Genomic DNA, 25,788 nt, shown 5'->3' with positions numbered 1-25,788 from the left:
GCTAAACTTTAAGGATCCATATCCCCCTATTTGCTGTGCATGCTTTTTTTGCACCTATCGGAGTTTCAAAGAAACTCCTAAGATAAACTCGTCAGAGTTTATTATATCCTATTTGCTGTGCACGCTTTTTTTGCACCTATCGGAGTTTCAAAGAAACTCCTAAGATAAACTCGTCAGAGTTTATTATATCATATAACCACACTTCTTTCAGAGCTTTTTCTCGCATTACATCCTATTTCCCAACAAATATTTTCCATTTTAGTAGTGTCTTTTTACCCAATTTTCCTTATAATATATCCATATATACAACTCTAAGATCTGTACAACGCAAACTTCCCACACAGTGGCTGTTCACTAAAGCCACATAATAAGTATTACGGGACACGGAAATGTAAATTGATGTGTGAAGTTTGCGTTAGGAATATTTTTTGAAGGAGGTATGAGTCATGAAGACTCGTGAAGAGGTTTTAGCATATGGGTTATCCTTTCCTTATACGTATCAGGATGCCCCATTTCGCGATACCAACTGGCAGTTGGTTCGAGTTCACGGCAGCAAAAAAGCGTTTCTGTGGACTTATGAAAAGGACAGGCAAATACAGATCAATATCAAAGTCGATCCGGAATGGCGCGACTTTTGGCGCAATGCCTACGATGCTGTACTGCCCGGTTACCACCAAAACAAAGAGCATTGGAATACGGTTATCTTAGATGGTTCTGTTCCAGATGACACGCTCAAACAAATGATTACCGAAAGTTATGATCTGGTAGCTGACAGTCCGACCAAACGAATCTACGATGCTGTCAAGCAAATCCCACGAGGAAAGGTCGCAACCTACGGAAAAGTTGCGGAGCTTGCCGGCAATCCACGCATGGCACGTGCAGTCGGCAATGCGCTGCACCACAATCCGGATCCGGAACATATTCCGTGTTACCGTGTCGTAAATTCAAAAGGGGAATTAGCCGGAGAATTTGCATTTGGTGGTAAAGATGTGCAGACAAAAATGCTGCAAGCCGACGGCATTGAAGTTGTTGATGGACGCGTTGACCTTGTAAAATATGGAATCTGACAAGCCGTAGACAAAACAAGAGCAAAGCTCACGCTTTGCTCTGCAAGAATCACTTCGTGATTCTTGTTGACATCTTGTATATTATGATTCCCTGCTAAGTTCCCAAAACATAACTGCACTTGCAGCCGCTACATTTAATGAATCCACACCATGTGACATCGGAATCCGTACTGTATAGTCGCATTGCTCGATCGTACTTTTCGCAAGTCCTTCCCCTTCCGTTCCTAAAATAATGGCAAGCTTTTCTTCCTGCCGCAAACTTGGATGATCAATCGAAACAGAATCATCACATAATGCCATTGCTGCAGTTTTGAACCTCAAGTGCCGCAAGAGTTCTACATATTGCTCATCATTTGGCAAAAATGTCCACGGAATCTGAAACACAGTTCCCATACTTACTCGAATTGCACGACGATACAGTGGATCACTGCAAGCCGATGTAAGTAGTACAGCATCCATATTCAATGCTGCCGCCGAGCGAAAGATTGCTCCAACATTTGTCGGATTCACAACATTTTCAAGCACAGCGATCCGTCTCGCCTGTCGACAGGCTTCCTCGACAGACGGCAATTCTCCGCGGTACATGGCACACAACATACCGCGCGTGAGCTGAAAGCCGGTGATCTGCGTCAACACTTCAAACGGCGCCGTATACACTGGAATGTCTCCACATCGTTCAATAATTTTGCGCCCTTGTTTGTCAAAGTGCGCATCTTCCATAAGAAGAGAAATCGGTTCGTACCCGGCATCAAGCGCCCTCTCTATCACAATAGGACTCTCCGCAATAAAGATTCCCGGCTGATGCGCCGGGCGAAATTTCAACTGTGCCTCCCGCTCTCTGACATAAATATCCAGCTCCGGATAGGTTATGTTTTGTATTTTGATTCTATTCTGTACTGCCATACAAATTATCTCCCCATATATCCGCACTCCGTTTTCACCGGATGATCTTTTCCTGAAATATATTGCGCGCGAAATGCCATATTGCATTCACGAAGCTCCATTTTTCCTTCGATGTAAGGTTCGTACATTTTTAAAATTCCTGCAGAGCAGCCGTCGCATCCACCGGCATCGTCTCCGACAGATTCTTCGATAATAGCCATTCTTTCTTCCTTGGTCGTGTCTTTTATCAACAAACTTTTCATTGCGATTTCTCCCTTCGTTCTTAGGTATTTCATTTACGGACTTACACTATACAAAGCCCGTTTCGCATTAAAATTATCTTAACGGTACCATCCTTTTATGTCAATGCATTGAATCACAAAAACAATTTGACTTTTTGATTTGATATTATTATGATAGAAACTGTTTGAATTATAACTTTTTACAAAAAATGCGGGCCGACTGTGAAAAATACAACTGATACTGTATTTTATTGCAATGAACGCTCAGAAATGGAAGTTAATATGGAACAATCATTTCATTATCAGCTGATGGCAGTTCAATCTTTAGTACAAAAAAAGATTTTAGAGCAGCTTAGCGATACCAATCTGACGATTGGACAGCCAAAAGTTTTAGAATATCTGGGGCATCATGACGGCATGAGCCAAAAAGATATCGCACGAGCTTGTCACATTGAACCCGGATCAATGACTTCCATTCTGAATCGAATGGAAGATAAAAACTTGATTGAACGCAAAATGCTTCACGGAAACCGCCGCAGTCTTTATGTATTTCTGACACCTTATGGCAAAGAAATGTGGCAGCGCGTGGAACAGGCATTTGCACAAATTGAGCAGGAAATTTGGAAAGATATCTCTGTCACTGCGCAGAAAGAATTTATGGAAACTTTGCAACAGATTTACAATAATCTGTCAACAAAATAAAAAATGAAAAGAGAAACAATTAACAAAATCCCTTGTTTTAAGGGAAAAAAGACTTGACTATGTAGGGAGGATTATCATGGATAAACTAAAACGTTATATTATATTTTTAATAGGACTTTTTATCAATTCATTGGGCGTAAGTCTAATTACGAAAGCCGCACTTGGCACTTCTCCAATCTCTTCCATTCCCTATGTATTGAGCCTAATTTTTCCTTTTACATTAGGACAATTTACCATCTATTTCAGTGTCCTATTGGTCGTGTTACAGCTGCTTATACTCCGCCGAAAGTTTAAGGTCGAGCATTTGCTGCAAATACCAATCTCTATAGCTTTTGGCTATTTTATTGACCTGACAATGGAAATGTTATCTTTTGTCAATCCGCAACTGTATATTATCAAAATCGCTGCACTTTTGATTGGCTGTGCCATTCTTGGATTTGGTGTGTATACGGAATTATTGGCGAATGTTGCAATGCTGCCCGGCGAATCTTTTGTCCGCGCCGTCGTTGAAGTATGGCATACTGAATTCGGTGTCACTAAAGTTACATTCGATGTATCTATGTCGTTGACCGCTGTAATATTGTCTTTTGTATTTTGCGGACAGTTACAGGGTGTTCGTGAAGGTACGATCATCGCTGCTCTTCTGGTCGGTTTCATCGCCCGTACAATGGGGCGATGGTTAAAACCATTCGAGACGATATTATTCAAAACAACACCAGCCGCAGATTCTGTTTCTGCCGAAGCAAACGCTTCATCTATCCCAAATACCGTACAGGTCATTGCAATCGGACGGGAATACGGCAGTGGTGGTCATGATTTGGGACAGGAGCTTGCGAAACGACTTGGCTTTGCCTTTTATGACAAAGATATTATAAAGCTTACTGCCGGAACTACCGGCTACTCTACGCAATATATTGCAAAAAATAGCTCATGAAGAGAAACTGCGTGCTGCCAACTACCACTATTACACACATCGCATGTGGGGTCATGCCGGCAATTACGATCTCACTCTGGATACAGCAATTGGTATTGATCACATCGAACAGATCGTACGAATAATGTTGTCCAATGAATAACAAACGAATTCATAGTCATTGCGATTACATGTCACCCGATGATTTTGAAAGGCTGTATCAACAGGCAAAATGATTTTATTTCTGCGAATACACAACTGCAAAGTATTTCACTTTATTTCTGCGAATGCGCAACCACAACTCTAAAAAAAGTGTCTTTATAAGTAGAGGAAGCAAATTACATTTGATATTGGCTATATTGTGCCGCAGGCGTCACAAAGCAGCCTTGATTGCAGATGCTAAAAATGTGAATATAATTCGCATAAATATTTAGCTCGCAATTCCTTCGACGCAAAAATCGTCTGCGGAATGGAGATTTTTATGGAAGAAAAACAGATCATAGCAATGCTATGGAAGCGGGATGAATACGGATTAAAGCTGCTTCAGGAACAATATTCTGCAAAGCTTATGACATTGGCATGCAACTTTGTTTCTGTAGAGGACGCAGAAGAATGTGTAAACGATGTGCTACTTGCAGTATGGCACAGTATCCCACCAAAGAAACCAGATAATTTATTCGCATACACTGCACGAATCTGTCGGAATAAGGCACTAAATAAGATTCGAAGTAAAGAGCGTCAAAAACGCAAAGCGGAAGTCATAGAATTATCTAATGAACTCCAAAATATCATCCCAAATAAAGTGGACGAAGAAAGTTTACTGACGGAATTGATTAATGATTTTCTGGCTGTTGAACAAGCACAAGACCGCTATCTCTTTGTACATCGTTATTGGTTTGGGGAGTCTATTGCTGAATTGTCTGAGCGAACCGGTTATGGAGCGAGTAAAGTCAAAAGCAAATTATTTCGTACCAGGAACCGACTTAAACATTATTTGGAAGGGAGATATCGCCTATGAAGAATAAAAACTATTTTGAGAAGAAGGAGCTTGTGAGTGATAACCAACTTTGTAAAGAGAAGAAGCTTGCGAGAGATAACCAACTTTGTAAAGAGAAGAAACTTGCGAGAGATAACCAAATTCGCAAGGAAAAAGAGCTTGTGAGTGATAAGATATATTTGGAATGTCTTGCCAACATAGAAGACCGTTTTTTATTAGAATCATGGGAAGAGTGTACTTCTAAAAGGAAATCGAAGCATCAATTTTACAAAGTTGCTGCAGTTATCCTTGTCATTCTATTGGCTATGGGTTCTACCGCATATGCAACACGGAAATATGGAATGTGGATGAGTAAGCATCATTCTAATTACGGAAAATCAGAATACACTATAAATTGGAAAGCACAGGAAGTAGACCCAAATTCCCTTCAAGGCAGTTTTGACAGCATGAAAAAGGCTCTTGTTGAAAAATATCAGCAAGATAACTTGACCGAGGAAATACCGGATTCCGGTGCAATGCCGGGTTATTATGAACAAACTTTTTCATCTACCGAAGATGCCATCGATTTTTCCGGATATAATAAATGGGTAGCCGCCAACTGGAAATATCGCCCCAATGACAAAGTCACGCTCACATTAGAAGCAACTATAGGAGAAAACGACTACACTTTAGATTCTCTTCGCATCGAAACCTCGTACGAAATTGACCACATTCGTCTCCAAGAAAATAAAGAACTATATTTCAAAGGTGGAAATGCAACCCCAGGGCAAATGGGAACTATATCAGATGATGTAACTGCCAAAACGAAGCAGACCAGATTAAAATCAAAGCAGGGTGATGAATGGCTGATTGTCGATAGCAGCAACCTAAACGGTAAGTTCCCTTATTATAACAAATGTGCTTATCTTTTCCATGATGGTGCTTTGTATGATCTGTACATGGTTTGGAACATCAATGGCATGGATAAAAATCAAATTGCAAAGGGCAAAAAAAGAATGGATTCTCTGATGAATGAGTGGATCAACGCTTTTCATTTTTAATTCATTCGATGATCAAGCTATTAAAATTTCATTTGCAACAATATATTTAATGAAATAAGCCGCCTTAAAGATGCATCCTATTCCATCCAAAGTTGGATCGACGGCGAAGATGCTGAACAGATCATGTCGGGCTATTCCGATACCGAGCAGTATGTATATGTCTTGGAAGCGGGACGTATTCTTCGCAAGATCCACTCCATTCCTGCTCCTGCAACACAGGAGGATTGGGAAATCCGTTTTAACCGCATTGTGTGGTGTGCTCAGAAAGCCCCTCTCTTTGCTTCCGGCATTGTGTGGTGTGCTCAGAAAGCCCCTCTCTTCGCTTCCGGCATTGTGTGGTGTGCTCAGAAAGCCCCTCTCTTCGCTTCCGGCATTGTGAACGGATACTTTGATGATAACGTACCTATGGGGTTTTGGAGATTGCTTGCACTTTACATTTCAAGCAATACTCTCTCGTCTGTATATTCCTCCATTGTAAAGACGTTTTCACGTTCAATCAAATCCTCTATGTAATCAAAATACCCTGTAATAGTACGTTCCAATTGACGAATCTGTTTTTCGTCCAAATAGTTTTTTTGCAATCGGTGTATCAGATTTGAGAATACGACCATCGGGAGCATTTTTCCATGTGGTCAAGCCCATATTTTCCGAGTTGTGGTCAGCTTGATTATAGACGATTTCAGCCGCTGTTTTACCGGTAATGGCATAGTGGAATTTATTCTGTATGGTGGCATAAAAATGATATGCGGTATCGAAATCTCTATCATAATCAATGCTGCACCCGGCAAATATATCAGTTATCTGTTGCTGTATTCTACGTTCGCTGGCACGGATGGAACGAACTCTTTCCAGCAATTCACGGAAATAGTCTTTTCCAAAAGCTGTTTTATCCTGCATTGCTCCGTGCTGAGTGGTTGTTGCAATTTTTGCAACAATCATTTCCTCATCCAGCTCACCGGATTCAAAAATCTTTGCTAAATGGCGGCTGAGCCCTTTTTTTACAAAATCAATCTTATCAAATAGAAAGAAGTAAGAAAGATATTTCAATTACAGATCTCATACCACTTTATAACAAATATTTTTGTACTAGTTGTTCTATAATTTGGGAATTTAACAATGTCTGTTCTGTCTCAAAGGTTGCTATTAGACGTTCCCCTAAATAGATACCGTTTTTTTGATACGACTCTAACTTTTTTACTGCTGTCTTAGCATAATCTGATTTATCCATCATACCTTCATGTTCCCAATAAATTTCCTCCCCTGTTTTCCTTGATAAAAAAGTAAAATCCGGATATACCGTACCATATCCTTTCAGAAATAATGGTTTTTCATATTTATATATAATATTGTTTCGATAAAAATAATCTGCTAGAATTTTCTCTGATTTTGATCTGACTCGCTCCCCTTTTTCTGTAATAATTACTGCCGTTCCCTCATAAAATTCTTTTCCTTGATATGTTTCTCCATCCCACTGTGCCAACTTCTGCTCCCATGTTGGCTCAATGGGCATCACTAGCACTTCCTTTTCCATCATTAAAAAAAATATCTAATGCCTCTAATATTGTCGACTTTCCTACATCATTTCTTCCCACAAATGCTGTTAAATCACCAAAAGAAATAGACAATTCATCTTTATATCCCCTGAAATTTTTAAGTTTTAACGAATGTATTTTCATATGATTTTCTCCCTTCTCCACATGGCAAACCATTTTCCAAATATATTATTACAATGATCCGCTTATCTTTAAAACGGCATTTCAATTAACAATCCCATAAACCAAACTTTAATTTATCATTGTTTCCTACCGTTCCAATTTATATTATCTATTTTCCTACATATTTTTCCGAATAACAATACAATTCAATCGACAATAATCGACATATCAAAGTTTTCACATATCAGAATGTTCCTCGTCCTTAAATCAGAACAAACATCCTTCCGTTTTTTTTAATGCCTAACATTTTTTTGCAACGCTTCATAAAACATATCAATTGCACTAGTACATCGAAAAAACATTATTATCTAATGAGCATCTTATGCATAATCAGCCTCTTCAAGATACTCTCTTAACTCAACCCTTCTTTTGTACTCCTCAAGGTTTCTTCGGCATTCCTCAATATATTCCCTATGCTCAATATAAACAAAACCTTTCAATTTTTCTTTAAGGCTTTGCAGGAATTGAATCTTATCTATTATCAACGGAACTTCGCTACCTGACCACGAGGCTGACATTGGAAACAAGTGAATTTTCTTGAAATCTTCAACATTGTGGTTATCTTTTAAATACTCAAGAATAAAATCTATTTTCCAATGAGGCATGACATTAACAACCACTTCAATTAACTTACTGCTTTTGGATGCATCCTTACAATTCTCGTGTAAACTATCAAAAAGCCATTGCTTTTTTCTGTTTTTTACAATATCCGTTTCTTGTTCTGCACATCCAAAAAGTAATTGAGCCGGATGCTCTATAAAAAAGCCCATATCATCTAAAATAACTGAATATGCGTAGTTAATACATTCTCGCCATTTCTCAGTAGACCAAATCAATTCAAATATTTTTTTCTCATATTCATCACGACGTGAATGTTTCTTTACCCAATCCACATATTCCTTCCATATATTCGGATTTTGCTCAAATATTTTAATAAACAGTTTTCCGCTACAATCCACAAGATAACCTCTTTTAAGAGCGTTCATATAAATTTGAGATAATGTATCAAAATCATCTTTGAAAAGATCGATAAGAACTTTTATATCATCATCTCGGTACGCATATCTCAAAAAATCAGCTGACAAGGTCTCTTTTTTCATGATTTGTTTAAGAATGCTATTTCTTAACCTGTTATCTCTTTTTCCATACCTTACTAGCAGGGTAGCCGAAGGTACTATCGGATTATCTCCATCCAAATTTCTATCCAAAAAACTGCTGTAATCACTAACAACTGTTTCCGTGATATCATGCTCATTAATACACTCCCAAATCAGAGACAACCATGTATCTTTCCTGCGATACTCAGCTCCATTTATTAAATTATATGTTTTTTCATAACCAATGGTAGAAAGCAAAAAAGTAACTTGTCCATAACCATTTAAGTTAAATGGAGCATCACTTCTGAAATACTCTTCAATCACATTTACATAAAAATCCGGATTTGTTTCCAACAATTCAAAAACTATATCAAGTCCCCTGCTTAAAAACCAAAGTTTTCTTTCACCAATTGTATTTTGTAAGAAATTGCATGTTTTAAACAGCTTCATATAGTCTTTAAGGCTATATGAAGCAAACTCCGTAGCTATATTAGCCTTTTGAATCCTCTCATCTTCTTCAATTGTCCTTCCAAGTAAATGCTCTCTTGAAAGAATCTTGTACATTCTAAAATCACAATTATTCTCAGAAATCAAATACCTCTCATCGATTGGACTATTTATCCGACAGGCAACTTCTCTGTATCTATCAATTATCCTTGCATCAAAAAAATCAATGTTATCTTTTTTTATCACATCCGCAAAAATCGTGTCAAAATCTGATTGCAAATAAGCCATAAACTCCTTCTTCTCTAAGCCATTCACACGAACTTCAAAAAGAATATTATTGACTATATCCTTGTATTCCTCTTTTGTGCGCAGAACTCCCAATCTCCTCCAGATTTTATTACGCAATAATGCTATTTCTTCGCTGAAACCTATCGTTGCTCTAACAAAATTGAAAGCTCTACGATTTCTTACTTCCTCCGTATAAGAAAACTCTGTCTTCAATGCATATTTTGCAACATGAATATAAAATACGCTAAAATTGTAGTTTTCTCCTTCATTAGTTGCTTCCCATAGCTTATCCATTAGCACATTTTCTTCTTTGTATTTATTATTCCTCGAATACTTATCATAAAGAAGATGGTCACAAACCACAAAATAAAAATCCATTATCAAATCTGGACGCTTTTTAAAATATGTCACAAGAAGCTCTATGGAATCATTAAATGATTCCATATACTTAAATCCTCCGAGAATTCCTATTTCTTTTCTCGAAATATTACGGTAATTCTTTTTAGAATCCACATCAAATCTATGCATATCAAAATCCACATATTTTTCTTGTTCTATCTTCTTTTTTATGATACACAAAGCTTTATCTGGATCCACCTGATGAAATGCCTCTAAATAATCCATATCTTGCCCTTCTGGAACATTATTCCACGCACTAATAATGGAGTCTTCTACATAATGAGCAACGTCCTCGGAATTAAAAATATCTATTAAAGTTTTTAATGCATAAACAGCTTTATTCTTGTATCGCGGAAAAGCAATACCTATTATCTCTTCAATGCTTATCCACTTTTTTTCATACAAAACATAGTATAAAATGTAATTTCCAAAGCTTTGATCCGAAACCTTAGTTATTTCGTTTTGAAACCAATCAATAAGTTCAAGAGAATAAAGTTTTTCTATTGTAGCTTCCTCTTCAATCTCGGCACCATACTGTCTTCTTAAATCGGTATATAACTGGTTTTCTTCCCCTTTTACAGGTCCTGCAACCGTAATCAAAAAAAGCATTATGATGTCATCTTTAGTTAAATTAGCTTCGCTCAAGATATGACCATAATAATTTCTAAATATGTCTTCAGCGTTTCGAATAGCCTGATATCCTTTATCAACGGATTTGATTCCAGCTAAAAAAGCCAATCTTGCATTTCCACTAGCTATCTCTGATATTTTTTTTAAATAATCAGGATTTAGAATTCCTAAATCTGTTTTCAGAATATCCTTGATTTCTTCGTCTGTAAGCCTACCTATCTCTATAATTTGTGGTATAGTATACTTCGATACTGTCGTAATTACTCTTTCCCTTGCATAATCGCGAACGGTAATCAAAATTTTAATCTCGTACTCAGTTGGAAACGTCAAAAGCGTTTGTAAGACATTATCCATGCTGACCACCATGTTTGCATCATCAAAGAATAACATATATTTCCCTGGATTATCAATATAATACTTTATGTCTCCATACAAAAAAATACCATTACTTCGAACACAATAAACCGTATATTCTTTGTCATCCCATGCACGACATGCTTCTATCGCTAATCTTGTTTTTCCTATTCCAGATGATCCAGTCAATACCGTAACTGAATTATTTCGTATGCTCTTACATATAGCATCTATTTCTTCTTCCCGATGTAAAAAAGTGCAATTAATTGGTGCATTGATACCGTTTGCATCATAAACCTTGACAAAATCCTCAATATCAAAAAACTGGTTAGTATCAATCTTAACGCCAAGTTGATTTTGGGCTATATGTGGATATATCAAAGCTAAATCATGCGAAAGTGTGTCAATTCCAATAAGTTCTATCTCAACACCTTCCAGTAGTTCCATAATGCTATTAAACTGTTCTATGTGTATATTTGTAGAGCAATGACCACAGATAATCCTCTTGATTTTGTCCTTCTCCAATGATAATTGCGCAGTATTAAAGCATGATAAAATATCGTCCCTTATCTTATCTGCTGGCTGGGAACTTACACTTCCGTAGTTTATTAGTATGTACTTTCCATCTTCTGTTAACACATAAGCATCTGGCGTTCCTTTTGTAGGCTTATTAGTCGCCGTCTGTACCCCTAATGTCTGAATATTTGTAAACTTATATTTTTTATATAGATACTCATCAAACAGTGATTGAAAGGCACCACCTTCTAACTGCATGATTTTACTTTGTATAAAATTCACATTACTCAATTAAATACACCTTCCCTATCTTGTTCAGCAAAATAGTGTTTTTAATATCTTCTCATTCTACAAGATATTATGCCATTAATCTTACCTGTTCTGTTTCAACCATTTGATTCGCTAAATCCCGTTTTGCATACTCTGCAATCGGTTCAGCAACCGCTAATGCTAATCTCACCGGTACGGCATTGCCTATCTGTTTATACACCAGATCCAATTTGGCATTCTCATTTCTGTTGCTAGATCCTCGACTAAATTCATACCAGTCAGGAAATGTCTGTATTCTTGCGATTTCCTTTACTGATAAACGACGGTTATTCTCCTCGCCATCACTAAATGCATACTGATCCTTACCGATTTTCACCATAGGTTCTCCACCGGGATGAATTGGAGCCTGTCTGCCGGATGCTTGAATTGTAAAACTTGGCTGTGACCAATTTTTCTTACGATTTCTAGACATGAAGATCGTTGAGTAGGAACCCGTAAAATAATCCCCTGGATCATTCTCCAAATCGCCGATTGCATCCCGTAATGTGACTACCTCTTTCAGATTTTCAACACCATATCCATGCGTTGGCTCTGGATGAACATATTGATAATCCAAATCATTCCGAACCCCCACCAGAATAACACGTTCTCTAACCTGTGGAACACCATATTCTGCTGAATTAAGCAGTTTATGATATATTGTATATCCTGCTGCGGAAAAGTCCTGCACAATCTGCTTAAACACCTCGCCTTTTCCAAGTGTCATCATGCCCTTTACATTTTCTGCAACAAAAATTTTAGGCTTACTCTGCATCAAGCAACGAATAAAATGCAAGTAAAGAAAATTACGTTTATCGTCCACTAATCGTGGTCCTGCCTCTGAAAATCCCGGACACGGAAAGCCTCCCAGCACGATATCCGCCTTAGGAAACTCCTTGATTTTCCGAATATCACTTTTATCCATATAAACATATCTACCAGCATTTTGTGCATAAGTTTCCCTTGCCTCATCAAAAATATCATTTACGTAAATGGTATTAAATACATTATTTTCTATGTTTGCATCGAAAACTTCTTTATCAGCAAACGCTTTTTCCATAACTGTTTCTCCCATAACAGCTTTCAGCCCTGCTAATTCGAACCCGAGATCAAGCCCTCCGCATCCCGAAAACAACGATAACAGATTCCATTTATTAGTATCATATTTCAACTGGTCAAATTCAATCTGTTCACTACAATCCGCAAAAGCCATTCTTTCTTCCTCTATTTTTTGATTCAAAAGTGCTTTCACTTCATCTACATCATAATCCGGAGCTGGCTTAAATTTCCCGCGCCCACGTTCTCCTAATATAACTGCCATTTTATTCACCTCTATAATATTTTGTCTGTTCCTGCATTATTTTCATCAATGTCATCTGTTGTTTTGATATGCAGTTTGTGCATATAGGTCAACAATCTCTCTGCCATTGCATTTCCTCTGATGATCAATGGTTCATCAAAAACCAATTCCGGAACGAGCTTTTCATCCACGGCATCCCATTTCACCTGCACTGAAAGTGGTCTGTCTCCATCCCACTTTTCTGCGAATGTACGATAATTTAGTGCCTTACACGCAAAATAAATCTTTGGATGCATCCGAACATATTCAGTAATCGGAATCATTTTATCCACTATATCCTGTGCACTACTTATATTTTCACCCATCAAAATATAATTTGCTACGCCACAGTTTGCAATTATTTTGCCATTTACCGAAGCATTTCTCTTATCCTCTGATAAATTTGTCCCTGCGTAGACATCTATTACCTGTTCTTCAGTCAGGATCATTTTTCCTGATAAATCTCCACTTTTTTTATTTAAAAGTTCAAATTTCCACCCCAGGGTTATAGCTCCCTTTTTCGTCTTTTTGAAGTTATTTTTATAAATAAGTATTCTTTCAAAAAAGCGTTCTTTAATTGCTGTTGTTGAATTTTCTATTAACAGCTTCCAGTCTTTACCAAACAACTGCTCAGCTCTTTCTGCACTCATCTTATTTTCAATAAAGTCGGCATTTTCCTTTTTGTAAGATATTTTTATTTCAACCGTATCGTCATCCGACTGTGCTAAAATATATATGTCTGTCTTTGGCTCTCCTTTTGAACATGTCGGTTTTCCAGAAATAATCACTCGATAATCTTTTCCTCGGAAAGAAAACCTTGTTCCCTCTGCCATCATTGAGCAGACCTTTCTTTCAACTTCTCCAAAATCACTCATGATACTACCTCCCCTAATATTGCTTTCTGCAAATTTCGTTTCTTGAAATATTTTCAAACGAATGAACTACTTTTTCCCCCATATCTGTCGCATTATTCTGTATAAATGCAAACAGTTCAGGATATTTATCCAGGTAGTAATACATCTGTGGACATACAAATTTAGGATCAAACTTCCGCAACGTTTTTAATCCTATTGCTTTTGTCATTTGAAAAGATAGTATAGGCATTGCATATGTATGTCGCTGCAAATAATCATCTATTCGTTCGCATACCTGTTGATCCCCTTGGTATTGTTCCTTCCAAGTATGAATATCTATTTTTTTGCCCAAATGCACCCTCCCTACAATTTGTTTCATCGGAGTACTTACATACATATATGCTATAATCTCCTCATCAGGAAAGGTTCGCCGATATTCAAAAATTTTACTTCCATCCTTAATTTTATTAAACCATTCCGGCTTAAAGCTTAACAGCATCGTCCTCATAATAAAAGTCCCCATAATTTACAATTCAGGTACAAACCACCAAATTAATTTTAGCACAAATACCTATATTTCTCTAGAGAAATTTTTCTTACTATTTCAAGCACAACCTCCTCTCCACCTCCGCTTCTACGCACATCTTAATCCCGTTCACACGCCTCACCCATTCCAGTGGATTTTCCGCTTTCAGTCGTTCATCCACACCTTCCTTTTCCATGATCCGTCTCACCGCCTGCTCGACCTCCCGATGGCATTCTTCATCCACTTCATGAAGGTACCTGTTCCAGGTTCCATCCTGCAGCATCATCCGATACTCATCACATTTCTGAATTATTAGATCTAAAGAAAGAAAATGTTCATTTAGACGAACAGCACTTTGATGTGATCAGCATTAAAACAGAAAATGGTATAAGAAAAGTACCGATTGCAGATAAAGTGCTTCCTTTTTATCAAAACTGGTACACAACTGATTCAAGCTGCGATTACTTGCTTCACACCGAGGACGGAAAACATTTCAAATATCGCAATTATTACGACAGCTACTTTCATCCTTTGATGGAGCAGTTAGGTATCAAACGAACTCCTCATTGCTGTAGACATATTTGCATTTCGATGTTAGCAAAGGCTGGCACAGACCAGACGATCATCAAAAAGATTGTCGGACACTCTGGTGCAATGACATTAACTGAAAAAGTATATACTCATTTCGATGTAAAGGAGCTAGTAGATGCAATCAATAAAATATAATTAAAAGAGGACATTTTCCAGTAATTTCTTACCGAAAAATGTCCCATATATCTTTTTATCTGTGTTGCATACCTGTTGCATATGTGTTGCATATCCATCGAAATCCAGCACATTTGACAACTCTTCACAACCTCTATACCCCTTGAAAAATCGGGTTTTTCTCGTTTTCTGCGTTTCCGAGAATTATCTCTTGATTAACGCTTGCTAAACTGTGGAGCTCTACGAGCTTTCTTAAGACCGTATTTCTTACGCTCTTTCATACGAGGGTCACGAGTTAAGTAACCAGCTTTCTTAAGTACCGGACGGAAGTCAGCGTCTACTGTCAAAAGTGCTCTTGCGATACCATGACGGATAGCGCCTGCCTGTCCTGTAAATCCACCACCACGAACGGTAACTTTTACATCATACTTATCAGCAGTGTTTGTTGCCTCAAGTGGCTGACGAGCGATGATCTTCAATGTATCAAGACCGAAGTACTCATCCATATCTCTTTTGTTTACAGTGATCTTACCTGTTCCAGGTACTAAATATACTCTAGCAATACTGCTTTTTCTTCTTCCTGTTCCATAAAACTTTGTGTTTGCCACGATGATTTCCTCCTCTCTTAGTTAGCTCTCTCTACGATTTCTAATACTTCCGGCTTCTGTGCTGTCTGCTCATGCTCTGGACCAGCATATACATGAAGCTTCTTAAGCATCTGACGTCCTAATGTTCCCTTTGGAAGCATTCCCTTTACAGCATGTGTAATAACATACTCAGGCTTCTTAGCTAACATCTCTTTCAGAGTAGTCTCTTTCATTCCACCAACATAATCTGAATGATGATAATAAATCTTCTGCTCTAACTTCTTACCTGTTACTTTAATCTTGTCCGCATTAACAATGATCACGTAATCACCTGTGTCGATATGCGGTGTATAAATCGGCTTATTTTTACCTCTTAATACATTTGCAACCTCTGATGCGAGGCGTCCTAATGTATGTCCTGTAGCGTCAACTACATACCATTTTCTCTCAACCGTGGATGGGTTTGCCATAAAACTTTTCATCCCAGTACCTCCTAACTAAATTCTCAACTATACTCTTTTTCGTCTGCAACAAATGCGGAATGTCCGAACCGCTTTGTTATCTGTCGAAGCGCTTATTATGTCGGTCACCGGGGCTTTGGTGTTCCTGACACACGCCACACTGACCTATTATATTACGAGTAACCTTTAAAGTCAAGCAATTTTATTCACTTATCTATTGAATTCCCCCTTTCTGCAAGGGCAAATGCCACTTCATCAATTATCTTTCTCAAAGTGGAGATAAACTTTTCACTTAAGCGAAACAATCACCGTTCTTCAACCAACACATTAACTGCCTCACAGCTTCGATAAACTTTTTCTCGAAATAACGCCACTGATCCGCAAACAGAACAGCACATTAACTGCCTCACAGCTCCGACAAACTTTTTCTCAAAATAGCGCCACTGATCCGCAAACAGAACAGCGCATAAACTGCCTCACAGCTCCGACAAACTTTTTCTCAAAAATAATTCCTACCGTATTGCAATTTGTGGTAAAATAGGAATGTACTGCGCTTGTGTGCACGAAAGCGCTGCCAACAGGCAAACCAAAGTATTATCTCAACAGCACTAAATACGTGCACGGAAAAGAGGAATATATGAACAAAATGAAAAAACTTGCTATTGCAACAGGTTGTTTTCTTTTGTTGCTGGTGTGCTCTCTCTATTGCAGCACAAACAAGGCCTATGCAAAAGAACAAACAGAATTTATCGTTGGATTTGATGCCGAGTTCCCACCATATGGTTACTTGGACGAAAGCGGAGACTACATCGGTTTTGATTTGAGTTTGGCAGAGGAAGTCTGCAAACGAAATGATTGGAAACTGATCAAGCGCCCTATTTCATGGGATTCCAAAGATTCTGAATTAACTTCAGGTGCAATCTCTTGTATTTGGAATGGTTTTACGATGAATGGACGAGAGAAAAGCTACACTTGGTCAACTCCTTATCTAAACAACTATCAGGTAGTCATTGTCCGCAAGGACTCTTCTATTAAAAAGCCTGCCGATCTCAAGGGAAAGGTTTTGGTCGTACAAAGCGATTCTTCTGCACTTGCTGCTTTGACGGGAGACGATGCTACACAAGCTAACCGCCAGATTGCAGATTCTCTCAAAGAGCTGCAGCAGGTCGGCGACTACAACTCTGCATTTATGAATTTGGAAAGTGGCATGGTTGACGCCATTGCGATGGACTATGGTGTTGCAGTCTATCAAATGTCTGCCAAATCCGATGAATTCCGCATTCTCGATGATTCGCTTTCTGCAGAACAGTATGCCATCGGTTTTAAGAAAGGAAACACCACACTTCGCGATAAAGTACAGACGACATTATTAGAAATGTTATACGATGGCACATTAGAAAATATAGCCAAAGAATGGGGCTTGAGCAAAAGTCTCTGCCTCAGCTTTGACGACAAAACATACATCGATGGCGGTGCAGTGCCAACCATTGATACCAGCAAATTAACAAAGGTGACTCCGGCTCCGGACAAACAGTCACAAACCAAGGGCTCTAAAAATAAAGTCAAGAAATTATCCGCTGCACAGATTGCAAAACAGCTGCGCAAAGGTATGATCTCGACATTATTGATCTTTTTCCTGACAATTTTGTTCTCAATTCCATTGGGACTGCTTGTTTGTCTGATCCGTATGTCACACTGGAAGCTGCTGCAGTATATTGCAAAGATCTATATTTCGATCATGCGTGGTACCCCATTGATGCTGCAGCTATTGGTTGTATTCTTTGCACCGTATTATGCGTTCCACATACATACACCGTATTCGTACCGCTTCTTGGCAGTGATCATCGGATTTTCCTTGAACTACGCCGCATATTTTGCTGAGATCTACCGTGCCGGATTCCAAGGTATCCCGATCGGTCAGCGTGAGGCTGCCACTGTCATGGGTTACAATCATCTGCAGACATTCGGATACATTCTGTTCCCACAGATGGTCAAACGCGTACTGCCTCCGGTCACGAACGAAATCATTACCTTGGTCAAAGATACTTCATTGGCGTTTGCACTGGCATATACAGAAATGTTTACATTGGCAAAACAGATCGCAGCTTCTCAAACCTCACTGCTGCCGCTGTTTATCGCCGGCGTATTTTATTACGTCTTTAACTTCGTAGTAGCATACGTCATGGAAACACTGGAAAATAAATTGAATTACTATCATTAAGAAAGGAAACTAAGCTTTATGAATATATTAGACATGAAACATATCAAAAAAAGCTTTGACGGTAAGATTGTATTGCAGGATATCGATCTGCAGATCTCTCCCGGCGAAGTTGTTTCAATCCTTGGTCCGTCCGGTTCCGGTAAATCCACACTGCTTCGCTGTGCGACATTTCTGGAAAAGATTGACAGCGGCGAGATCGCATACAACGGTAAAAGCGTGGTAACGACAGAAGACGGTCATGCCATTTATCCAAAACGCAGTGACATTTTGGAAGCACAATCCAATTTTGGATTGGTCTTTCAGAATTTTAACCTGTTTCCACATTTTTCAGTATTAAAAAACGTCTATCATGCACCACTTAAGGTTCAGAAAAGGACCGATAAGGATGAAGTGATTTCTGAGGCATATGACCTGTTGACAAAAGTTGGTTTGTCAGACAAATCAGACGCTTATCCTTGCGAACTGTCCGGCGGACAGCAGCAGCGTGTTGCGATTGCACGTGCTCTCGCATTACATCCAAAGATCATGTATTTTGATGAGCCAACCTCTTCTCTCGATCCGGAGATCACTGCAGAAGTTCTCCGATTATTGAAGCAGCTTGCTTCCGAAAAAATGACAATGGTTATTGTAACGCATGAAATTGACTTTGCCAGAGCGGTCTCAGATCGTGTCATCTTTATGGATGGCGGTCTGGTCGTTGAAAACGGCAAACCGGAAGATGTCATTGACAACCCGAAAAACGAGCGCACAAAAGCATTCCTCAAGAAATTGCATGTTTAATGACAACATTTGGAAATGCAGATTGTGTAACAACGTAGCAATTCTTGTTGGATTCCCTCTACGTTACGAGCATTTTCCTATCAATTAAAACGAAAAAAGCCCGGCAGAAATCATACCGTGTATCAAACCAAAAAGCGAAACGTTTTTGGCGGTACCGCAAGCATTCCTGTCGGGCTTTCTTTATATTGATAGTATCATACATTAATGAACCTTGTTATCCAACTCACAAGCTCACAAAGTCGCCTATGATATCCATCTAACAATGGCTATTTTACTTTTTGTCTCGTGACAGATAAAGAATGTACACTGCAAAGGCAATAGCGATCATCATCCATACACCAAAGATTACCGGTGAACTGTCCTTAAATTTATCATAATATCCCTTAAAATAAATGACTAAAACGATCATCGGCAATACATACCGCATATATCTGCGAAGAAATTTTGGAAAATTCATACCTACTCCTGTATTGGTCTCTTCCAAAAATCGTTCAAATCCCCAACCGCTTTTTTTCGTACAAAACAGTACAAATAACAGACTTCCAAGCGGAAGAATATTACTGGATACCACAAAATCTTCAACATCCATGATCGTTGATCCCGGTCCAAATAACTGGACACCAGACCACACATTAAATCCAAGTACAGTTGGCATGGATAATACTGCAATGCCGACTAAATTGACCGTTAACGCTTTCCGACGCTCCCAGCCAAACACATCCATGCTCATACTGATGATATTTTCAAACACTGCGATCACTGTGGATAATGCCGCAAAGGACATAAATACAAAGAAAAGCATTCCCCACAATGTTCCACTTGGCATATGGTTAAATACATTTGGCAGTGTGATAAACAGCAGTGATGGTCCTGCATCCGGGCGGATTCCAAAAGAAATACACGCCGGGATCACAATAATTCCTGCAACAAATGCGATCAGTGTATCTAACACCAATACATTGATCGCCTCTCCGGTCAGCTTACGTTCTTTGCCCAAATAACTGCCGAAGATCTCCATCGAACCCATTCCAACACTCAACGTGAAAAACGCCTGCGTCATCGCATCAAAGATGACATTTCCCAATCCACGTTTCTTCACATTTTCGAGGTTCGGGATCAAATAAAAAGAAAGGCCTTTACTGCTTCCTTTTAACATGACTGAATTGACTGCCATAACAGCCATCAATACGATCAATGCTAACATCATTTTCTTTGTAATATTTTCAATACCATTCTGTAAGCCCAGTGCGCACACACCAATACACAAGGCAACTACTAATAACATAAAAAACATCATTTTGCCTGGTGTCTGCACAAAGCTCTGATAATACTGTTCGATTTCTTTGACATTCGCCTGACGTAGTGTCCCCTTGGCACAAACGCCAACATAATAGATCATCCAGCCCGCTACCACTGTATAAAACATCATTAGCAGATAATTACCGCACAGTCCATACCAACGAAACTGATGCCATCTTCCTTTGCCACCGCTCAATTTACGCAATGCTGTTCCAATGCTCGCACCACTGCCGCGACCGATTGCAAACTCGCATACTAAAATTGGAAATCCAAGAGCAAATAAGCAGACCAAGTAGATCAAAATAAAGATTGCTCCTCCATTATTTCCGCATACGTACGGAAACTTCCATACATTTCCCAGTCCCACCGCACATCCTGCAGATACTAATATAAAGCCAAGGCGGGATGCAAAAGTTTCTCTGTTTTTACTCATTTTTTATTCCATTTCTATCATGTAATATTGTTCACAAACCTGTTATGTCAAGGAGTTCTCACAGTATGTATCTGCAATGAAAAATACATCCCATGGTCCATTATCTGCGAATACTACTACAGCTGAATCAAGCCTAATGACTGTAATAATAATGCAAATAGCAGAATTGGTGCAATCCCTTTGATCATCGCAATATACAGATATTTTCTGCCAAAACGTTCTCCGTTAACAGTTACCTCATCAATGACCGTCTTAGGTTTCACAACCCAACCGATCAAAATGCATGTGAGAAGCGCCACCGTCGGCATAAAGCAATAGTTACTGATATAATCCAATATATCCAGTATCTGTCCGGTCGATCCATTTGGCAGTGGCAGTTCAAAATATAACTTGTTATATCCAAGACAAACAACGACACCGCCTATGACCCCATATGTTGCCACAACAGATGTACTTTTATGTCTGGTCCAGTGAAACGCATCCATCAAACTGGAAACGATTGCTTCCATAACAGATACCGATGAAGTTACTGCCGCAAAAATAACCATCAGGAAGAACAGCACTCCGACAACCGTTCCGGCTTTGCCCATTGCCTGGAATACCTTTGGCAAAGAATCAAACATCAGACCGGGTCCGGCGCTCATTCCTTCTGTCCCCATAAATACAAATACAGCAGGCACGATCATAAGTCCGGCAAGCATCGCTACCAAAGTATCAAAAATTTCGATCTGATTGATCGATTTCATCAAATTGACGTCTTTCTTAACATACGAGCCGTATGCAACCATGATTCCCATCGCCACGCTGATCGAGAAGAAAAGCTGTCCCATTGCATCCATCAGAATAACAAAAAATTCTTTACCGGTCATTCCCTTAAAATTAGGAATTAAATATACTTTCAATCCCTGCAGACCGGTTCTGGTAACACCACTCGCATCTGTATGTTTGATCGTCAGCGAATACAATCCAATGCCGATAATCAAAAGTAATAAAATTGGCATCAGGATCTTACTGTATTTTTCAATTCCCTTATTCACGCCATTAAACACAACGAACGCTGTCATTAAAAAGAAAATAAACATCCAGATGATCGGTTGATATTGTCCTTGAATAAATCCCACAAAATAATCATCGCCCGCTGCCGCTGATCCTGCACCGGTGACAAATGTTGCGAAATATTTTACAACCCATCCACCGATCACGCAATAATATGGCAAGATGATAATTGGTACAAGACATGCCAAAACACCAAGACCTTTCCACTTAGGCTGAATCGCTGCATAAGCAGTAAGAGGACTCCGTCCCGTTTTACGTCCAATGGCGATCTCTGTTGTCAATAACGTAAAACCAAATGTCACTGCTAAGATCAAGTAGCATAAAATAAACACACCTCCATGATCCTTTGCCGCTAAATAAGGAAACCGCCATATGTTTCCTAACCCCACGGCACTTCCTGCAGCAGCCATAACAAAGCCGATCGTGCCGGTAAAATTTGCTCTTTTTTTGTTCATTTTTTCATCCTTTCCTTGTTCCATTTCGCCCTATACTATTATGTGGGCACATCATTCTATTCTAAAGGTTTACGTTCTACGTGTCAACAACCCACGCACCAGTTCTGCATCAGCATCGCTGATCTGTGTATGACCAAAGCCTGCTTGCTCCAAAATCTGCAGCATACGATCTCGCTCCTCTCCGGATATCACTAATAACCGCTGCTTACGAAGCCATGCAATCTGTGTTTCATAATTTGTTTGTTTCTGAAATGCCGGATATTTGTGCCCTATTTTACGGACATATCTTTGATAATCTGCAATCAGCCTGTCATTCGTATCCGCACGGTGATATGCAATACTGCACCGAAGTATGCGAATCATCTGGCGGACAGCAAGCGTGATCACAAAAATAAGCAGCAACAATGCAAGTACCCCAAGGGAAACTTTACCGGTTCTTTTTACCGCCTCTACTGCATCTGCTGTTCCTGTCGCACCGGTACCACCGGTATTACTCTGCGCAGTTCCATTGCTCCGGTTACGAAAAAGACGCATAAACGCATTCCAAAGACTGACATCCGCCTCTTCCTGATCCGATGCCGGCGTAATATCCACTACATACCAGCCTTTGTGCTGATCGTAAATTTCAACCCAAGCATGTGCATTTGCATCCGTGACATCTACTTGCACAACTCCGGTATCTGTAAGTTCGCGGTAACCCTGATAGTAATCAGATACCTTCTGATCGGTAAGGATCTTACCATTCTCACCGATATCTTCCGGATCGATCGCATAGCCTTCCACATAACGAGCCGGAATACCACAGTTACGTAAAAGCAGCGTCGCTGCACTGGCAAAATGCGCACAGTATCCTCTACGATTCTTTTTCAAAAAATACGAAACGAAGTCTTGACCATAAGGCGTTATACCCGGCTGATACGTATACGGTATATTATCCTGATAATACGCTGCCAGCTTCTGCACGATCTCAGCAACAGTTCCCGTCAAATCCGCTTCCTTGCAAAACTCATCCAAAACAGCCTTGCTTGAATCCGGCACCGTAAGCCAATTCGATATCGATTCTGTCTGAAGTTTACAATCCCGATCCAAACCGGAATACGTATAATAATCATATATCTGGCTGCGACCGGGCGATGTTACCAGATCCGACTGAAGACTGTAATACGGCATATACAATCCCGGATCTGCTGCCACATTATCAACTTTGACGATTCCATGTGCACTGCCGGTTATATTTTTCTCAAACGCAGTCTTGGCACGCTGCTCCGTCCGCATATAAATTGCTTTGGCAGATTCCCAGCGATTCATGCCATATAAATAATCCTGTCCAATAAAACGGCGCAAATAAAATCGATTTTCATTTTGCGGTACAAATGTGACCCGAAGATCTGTGTCATAATCCAGTCGCACTGCACTGACGCCGCCTAACTTACCACTGGTCAGACCACCGGTATTATCATAAAAATTAAATAATCCGGCAATTCCGAGCACTGCGACATTCTGCATGGCATCTTTTGTGCTCTGTTTCCATGCGGAATCGGGATGTCTGTCGTGATAATCCTTCGATGGAACAAGCAAAGAAAACAGCACCGCCCCAATCGCAACAACTGCAAGCAGACACGCCCCCGCCTGCAATTTCACTCGATAGGCAGACTGATAAACGATACGTTCCTCATCCTGTTTATATCGGACATTGTCTGCTGCCTGCTTATAATCGCCATTTTTAGCAATCGCCGCCGTCACGACAACACCCACAAAAAATTGCACAACATAAAACATATCCGGTTCCAAATGCACATACAATGGCAGGAACAGAAAGCCAAAAACAACCAGCATCAGGAAACGGTATCTCATTTTACGGGAAACGAATATATTTACCACAACACTTGCTGCCACAGCAATATAACTCATTGCTATAGTCACTGCCAAATTGGCATCGGCGATCTTTTCGCCGTAACTACGTGTCGCATTAGACTGAAAATACTCTGAAACGCTTTCCATCAGGTCATTCATGACGCTATAGAATCCGCTGCTCACATAGCTTTGCATCCCAAAACCAACGGCGAATACAACGACCAATAATAATATATATCCAACATTTTCCCACCATTTACGGTAATACAAAAATGCCACATAAAGTGATGCTACAAGGGTCACAAGTTCTACGATCCAAGTCTGATAATCGCTGTCGATCGCTGACAACACGATTCCCATTCCACCTGCTGTAATACAAAATACCAGCAGCGCATTGACAAGCAGCATACCTATACGTGATTCCGTCTGTTGATCTAATGATTTCGTAACTAACTCAATGCCTTCCCACTTATCCAAGCAGTCGTCATCATAGTCAATCCGAAATGTTTTTCGTAATCGATCCAGAAGCGTCTGCCGTCCATTACCCATGAGAGATCACCTCCCCGCGCACACCATCTTCGTATAAGCCGATCACTGCATATGCCTGCAACTGCGGACGCAAGCTTTGCACCATTTTAGCCAGCTCGATATTGTCCGTCACCACAGCTCTCCGCAGCAAATAAATAAACTGCGTATCGATCTCTTCTCTCTTTTGGATCAAAACTTCGATAAAATCATATTCTAACGCATCCCACACGAGCAGACGAACCGGTGTATATTCTTTTAAGAACAACTTACTTAAGCCGTAAGCAAGCCCCAAAACCTCTTCTACTGTGTCCCTTTGTCCGGACAGATCAAGCACCAATACCACTTGGCTCTGTGCTACGCTTGTCCGCTCTTTGACCATAAGTGTTTCTTTCTTAGCGGAAAGTTTCCAGTGAATGTCCTTGATTCGGTCTCCCGGTCGATACTCCCTGACATCCGTTATTTCAGCAAAGTCATTTCCCTTTGCCTGACTTTCTTCCAATTCACTCATTCCCATCTGGAAACCGCTTTTCTGTTCTGATGCCTCTCCTGTCTCCTGCGGCATTACCGCGATCGCCGCCTCCTCAGAAATTTCCTGCTGCACCGATACAAAACCGAGCAGATCCTTGATAGCGAGCGTATGGATACAAAATTGCAGATTGCCACTATATTTGCATCTAAACGGTAACTCCATGGCTTCTTCCCCACGCAGGCGTACCGGTAAACACAGTCGGATCGGATCCTCTGTGTGATACAAAGTATTGCCAATCGTTCCCTGCAATTCGCATTGTAAACTAACCCACGGAAACGCATTACTCAGTTTACACATAAAACGGCTCTCTTCACCTGCTATGACTTTCGGCTGCAAGGCAGATATGCGCACTGTAAGATATGGGGTCATTTTCCAGTTCAACCATATGGATACGACCGGCAGCAAAACAAGCAGCCATACTAATGATGCGACAACATAACTCTTAAAAAAGAAATAGAGAACGACCATAACGACAAACAGCAGAACATAACCCGCTATACGTAACGGATATAGTTTCCAATGTCGCTTTGATCCTTCTCTATTCATCCCATTCATCCTCCATG

The 25,788-nt window shown here is 39.7% G+C and carries 25 protein-coding genes and 1 pseudogene; 10 read left to right on the top strand and 16 right to left on the bottom strand.

Going from position 1 to position 25,788, the window contains the following annotated elements; translation table 11 throughout:
• Nucleotides 1-446: 446 nt before the first annotated feature.
• Nucleotides 447-1,067, top strand: coding sequence for a methylated-DNA--[protein]-cysteine S-methyltransferase (locus ACSAJE_RS11875; RefSeq protein ID WP_118507890.1), 621 nt, complete (start codon nucleotides 447-449; stop codon nucleotides 1,065-1,067).
• An 81-nt stretch (nucleotides 1,068-1,148) separates the two neighbouring features.
• On the opposite strand, the gene ACSAJE_RS11870 is transcribed toward ACSAJE_RS11875, so the two are convergent.
• Complete coding sequence (locus ACSAJE_RS11870; protein ID WP_458009186.1) at nucleotides 1,149-1,970, bottom strand: TrmH family RNA methyltransferase; 822 nt, start codon at nucleotides 1,968-1,970, stop codon at nucleotides 1,149-1,151.
• A gap of 5 nt (nucleotides 1,971-1,975) precedes the next feature.
• A complete protein-coding gene (locus ACSAJE_RS11865) occupies nucleotides 1,976-2,212 on the bottom strand; it encodes a hypothetical protein (RefSeq protein ID WP_022025350.1) in 237 nt (78 codons plus the stop codon).
• Between the two features lie 261 nt (nucleotides 2,213-2,473).
• Between ACSAJE_RS11865 and ACSAJE_RS11860 the strand changes: the two genes are divergently transcribed.
• From ACSAJE_RS11860 to ACSAJE_RS11840, 5 genes are all read left to right on the top strand, one after another.
• Complete coding sequence (locus ACSAJE_RS11860) at nucleotides 2,474-2,893, top strand: MarR family winged helix-turn-helix transcriptional regulator (RefSeq protein WP_458009185.1); 420 nt, start codon at nucleotides 2,474-2,476, stop codon at nucleotides 2,891-2,893.
• A gap of 76 nt (nucleotides 2,894-2,969) precedes the next feature.
• On the top strand, nucleotides 2,970-3,827 hold the full coding sequence (locus ACSAJE_RS11855; protein WP_243103989.1) for a DUF6198 family protein: 858 nt from the start codon (nucleotides 2,970-2,972) through the stop codon (nucleotides 3,825-3,827).
• 460 nt (nucleotides 3,828-4,287) lie between these two features.
• The gene (locus ACSAJE_RS11850; RefSeq protein WP_182434266.1) at nucleotides 4,288-4,824 is read left to right on the top strand and encodes an RNA polymerase sigma factor; all 537 of its coding nucleotides are present in this window, start codon (nucleotides 4,288-4,290) and stop codon (nucleotides 4,822-4,824) included.
• Nucleotides 4,821-5,843, top strand: coding sequence for a hypothetical protein (locus tag ACSAJE_RS11845; protein ID WP_458009184.1), 1,023 nt, complete (start codon nucleotides 4,821-4,823; stop codon nucleotides 5,841-5,843). Before ACSAJE_RS11850 ends, ACSAJE_RS11845 begins: the two co-directional genes overlap by 4 nt.
• Before the next feature lie 123 nt (nucleotides 5,844-5,966).
• The gene (locus ACSAJE_RS11840; RefSeq protein ID WP_243103997.1) at nucleotides 5,967-6,356 is read left to right on the top strand and encodes a hypothetical protein; all 390 of its coding nucleotides are present in this window, start codon (nucleotides 5,967-5,969) and stop codon (nucleotides 6,354-6,356) included.
• Here the strand turns inward: ACSAJE_RS11840 and rhuM are convergent, their stop codons facing one another.
• From rhuM to ACSAJE_RS11800, 8 genes are all read right to left on the bottom strand, one after another.
• Nucleotides 6,357-6,890 (bottom strand): RhuM family protein, encoded by a 534-nt coding sequence (gene rhuM, locus ACSAJE_RS11835; RefSeq protein ID WP_458009183.1) that lies wholly within the window; start codon nucleotides 6,888-6,890, stop codon nucleotides 6,357-6,359.
• Between the two features lie 19 nt (nucleotides 6,891-6,909).
• Complete coding sequence (locus ACSAJE_RS11830) at nucleotides 6,910-7,323, bottom strand: hypothetical protein (protein ID WP_458009182.1); 414 nt, start codon at nucleotides 7,321-7,323, stop codon at nucleotides 6,910-6,912.
• A gap of 19 nt (nucleotides 7,324-7,342) precedes the next feature.
• Complete coding sequence (locus ACSAJE_RS11825; RefSeq protein WP_458009181.1) at nucleotides 7,343-7,519, bottom strand: AAA family ATPase; 177 nt, start codon at nucleotides 7,517-7,519, stop codon at nucleotides 7,343-7,345.
• Between the two features lie 359 nt (nucleotides 7,520-7,878).
• Nucleotides 7,879-11,580, bottom strand: a complete 3,702-nt coding sequence (locus ACSAJE_RS11820; RefSeq protein ID WP_458009180.1) for a hypothetical protein — start codon at nucleotides 11,578-11,580, stop codon at nucleotides 7,879-7,881.
• A gap of 67 nt (nucleotides 11,581-11,647) precedes the next feature.
• Nucleotides 11,648-12,919 (bottom strand): DNA cytosine methyltransferase, encoded by a 1,272-nt coding sequence (locus ACSAJE_RS11815; RefSeq protein WP_458009179.1) that lies wholly within the window; start codon nucleotides 12,917-12,919, stop codon nucleotides 11,648-11,650.
• Nucleotides 12,920-12,930: 11 nt separating this feature from the next.
• On the bottom strand, nucleotides 12,931-13,812 hold the full coding sequence (locus ACSAJE_RS11810) for a hypothetical protein (protein ID WP_458009178.1): 882 nt from the start codon (nucleotides 13,810-13,812) through the stop codon (nucleotides 12,931-12,933).
• 13 nt (nucleotides 13,813-13,825) lie between these two features.
• On the bottom strand, nucleotides 13,826-14,290 hold the full coding sequence (locus ACSAJE_RS11805; RefSeq protein ID WP_458010075.1) for an ASCH domain-containing protein: 465 nt from the start codon (nucleotides 14,288-14,290) through the stop codon (nucleotides 13,826-13,828).
• A 100-nt stretch (nucleotides 14,291-14,390) separates the two neighbouring features.
• The gene (locus ACSAJE_RS11800) at nucleotides 14,391-14,603 is read right to left on the bottom strand and encodes a TnpV protein (protein ID WP_458009177.1); all 213 of its coding nucleotides are present in this window, start codon (nucleotides 14,601-14,603) and stop codon (nucleotides 14,391-14,393) included.
• Here ACSAJE_RS11800 and ACSAJE_RS11795 point away from each other — a divergent pair.
• Nucleotides 14,549-15,043: a tyrosine-type recombinase/integrase gene (locus tag ACSAJE_RS11795; protein WP_458010074.1), complete on the top strand. Its 495-nt coding sequence runs from the start codon at nucleotides 14,549-14,551 to the stop codon at nucleotides 15,041-15,043. The genes ACSAJE_RS11800 and ACSAJE_RS11795 overlap by 55 nt on opposite strands.
• Nucleotides 15,044-15,237: 194 nt before the next feature.
• Here the strand turns inward: ACSAJE_RS11795 and rpsI are convergent, their stop codons facing one another.
• Together rpsI and rplM are read right to left on the bottom strand one after the other, a co-directional pair.
• Nucleotides 15,238-15,630 (bottom strand): 30S ribosomal protein S9, encoded by a 393-nt coding sequence (rpsI, locus tag ACSAJE_RS11790; protein WP_022024067.1) that lies wholly within the window; start codon nucleotides 15,628-15,630, stop codon nucleotides 15,238-15,240.
• Between the two features lie 17 nt (nucleotides 15,631-15,647).
• Nucleotides 15,648-16,091, bottom strand: coding sequence for a 50S ribosomal protein L13 (gene rplM, locus ACSAJE_RS11785; RefSeq protein ID WP_022024066.1), 444 nt, complete (start codon nucleotides 16,089-16,091; stop codon nucleotides 15,648-15,650).
• Nucleotides 16,092-16,707: 616 nt separating this feature from the next.
• Between rplM and ACSAJE_RS11780 the strand changes: the two are divergent.
• The 3 genes and pseudogenes from ACSAJE_RS11780 to ACSAJE_RS11770 all read left to right on the top strand — a co-directional run.
• Nucleotides 16,708-17,478: pseudogene (locus ACSAJE_RS11780) on the top strand (amino acid ABC transporter substrate-binding protein); the annotation flags it as partial.
• 177 nt (nucleotides 17,479-17,655) lie between these two features.
• A complete protein-coding gene (locus ACSAJE_RS11775; protein WP_458010073.1) occupies nucleotides 17,656-18,291 on the top strand; it encodes an amino acid ABC transporter permease in 636 nt (211 codons plus the stop codon).
• Nucleotides 18,292-18,309: 18 nt separating this feature from the next.
• A complete protein-coding gene (locus tag ACSAJE_RS11770; RefSeq protein WP_458009176.1) occupies nucleotides 18,310-19,071 on the top strand; it encodes an amino acid ABC transporter ATP-binding protein in 762 nt (253 codons plus the stop codon).
• A 271-nt stretch (nucleotides 19,072-19,342) separates the two neighbouring features.
• On the opposite strand, the gene ACSAJE_RS11765 is transcribed toward ACSAJE_RS11770, so the two are convergent.
• From ACSAJE_RS11765 to ACSAJE_RS11750, 4 genes are all read right to left on the bottom strand, one after another.
• On the bottom strand, nucleotides 19,343-20,803 hold the full coding sequence (locus tag ACSAJE_RS11765; RefSeq protein ID WP_458009175.1) for a sodium-dependent transporter: 1,461 nt from the start codon (nucleotides 20,801-20,803) through the stop codon (nucleotides 19,343-19,345).
• A 116-nt stretch (nucleotides 20,804-20,919) separates the two neighbouring features.
• Nucleotides 20,920-22,314, bottom strand: a complete 1,395-nt coding sequence (locus ACSAJE_RS11760) for a sodium-dependent transporter (protein ID WP_118691305.1) — start codon at nucleotides 22,312-22,314, stop codon at nucleotides 20,920-20,922.
• Between the two features lie 69 nt (nucleotides 22,315-22,383).
• On the bottom strand, nucleotides 22,384-24,717 hold the full coding sequence (locus ACSAJE_RS11755) for a transglutaminase-like domain-containing protein (protein ID WP_458009174.1): 2,334 nt from the start codon (nucleotides 24,715-24,717) through the stop codon (nucleotides 22,384-22,386).
• On the bottom strand, nucleotides 24,710-25,771 hold the full coding sequence (locus tag ACSAJE_RS11750) for a DUF58 domain-containing protein (RefSeq protein WP_458009173.1): 1,062 nt from the start codon (nucleotides 25,769-25,771) through the stop codon (nucleotides 24,710-24,712). The genes ACSAJE_RS11755 and ACSAJE_RS11750 overlap by 8 nt, the downstream gene beginning before the upstream one ends.
• Between the last annotated feature and the right edge of the window lie 17 nt (nucleotides 25,772-25,788).

The organism is Jutongia sp. SJQ-6, assembly GCF_054161275.1.
The sequence above is the reverse complement of the archived record's forward strand: the minus strand, read 5'-3'. Positions and strand labels throughout refer to the sequence as shown.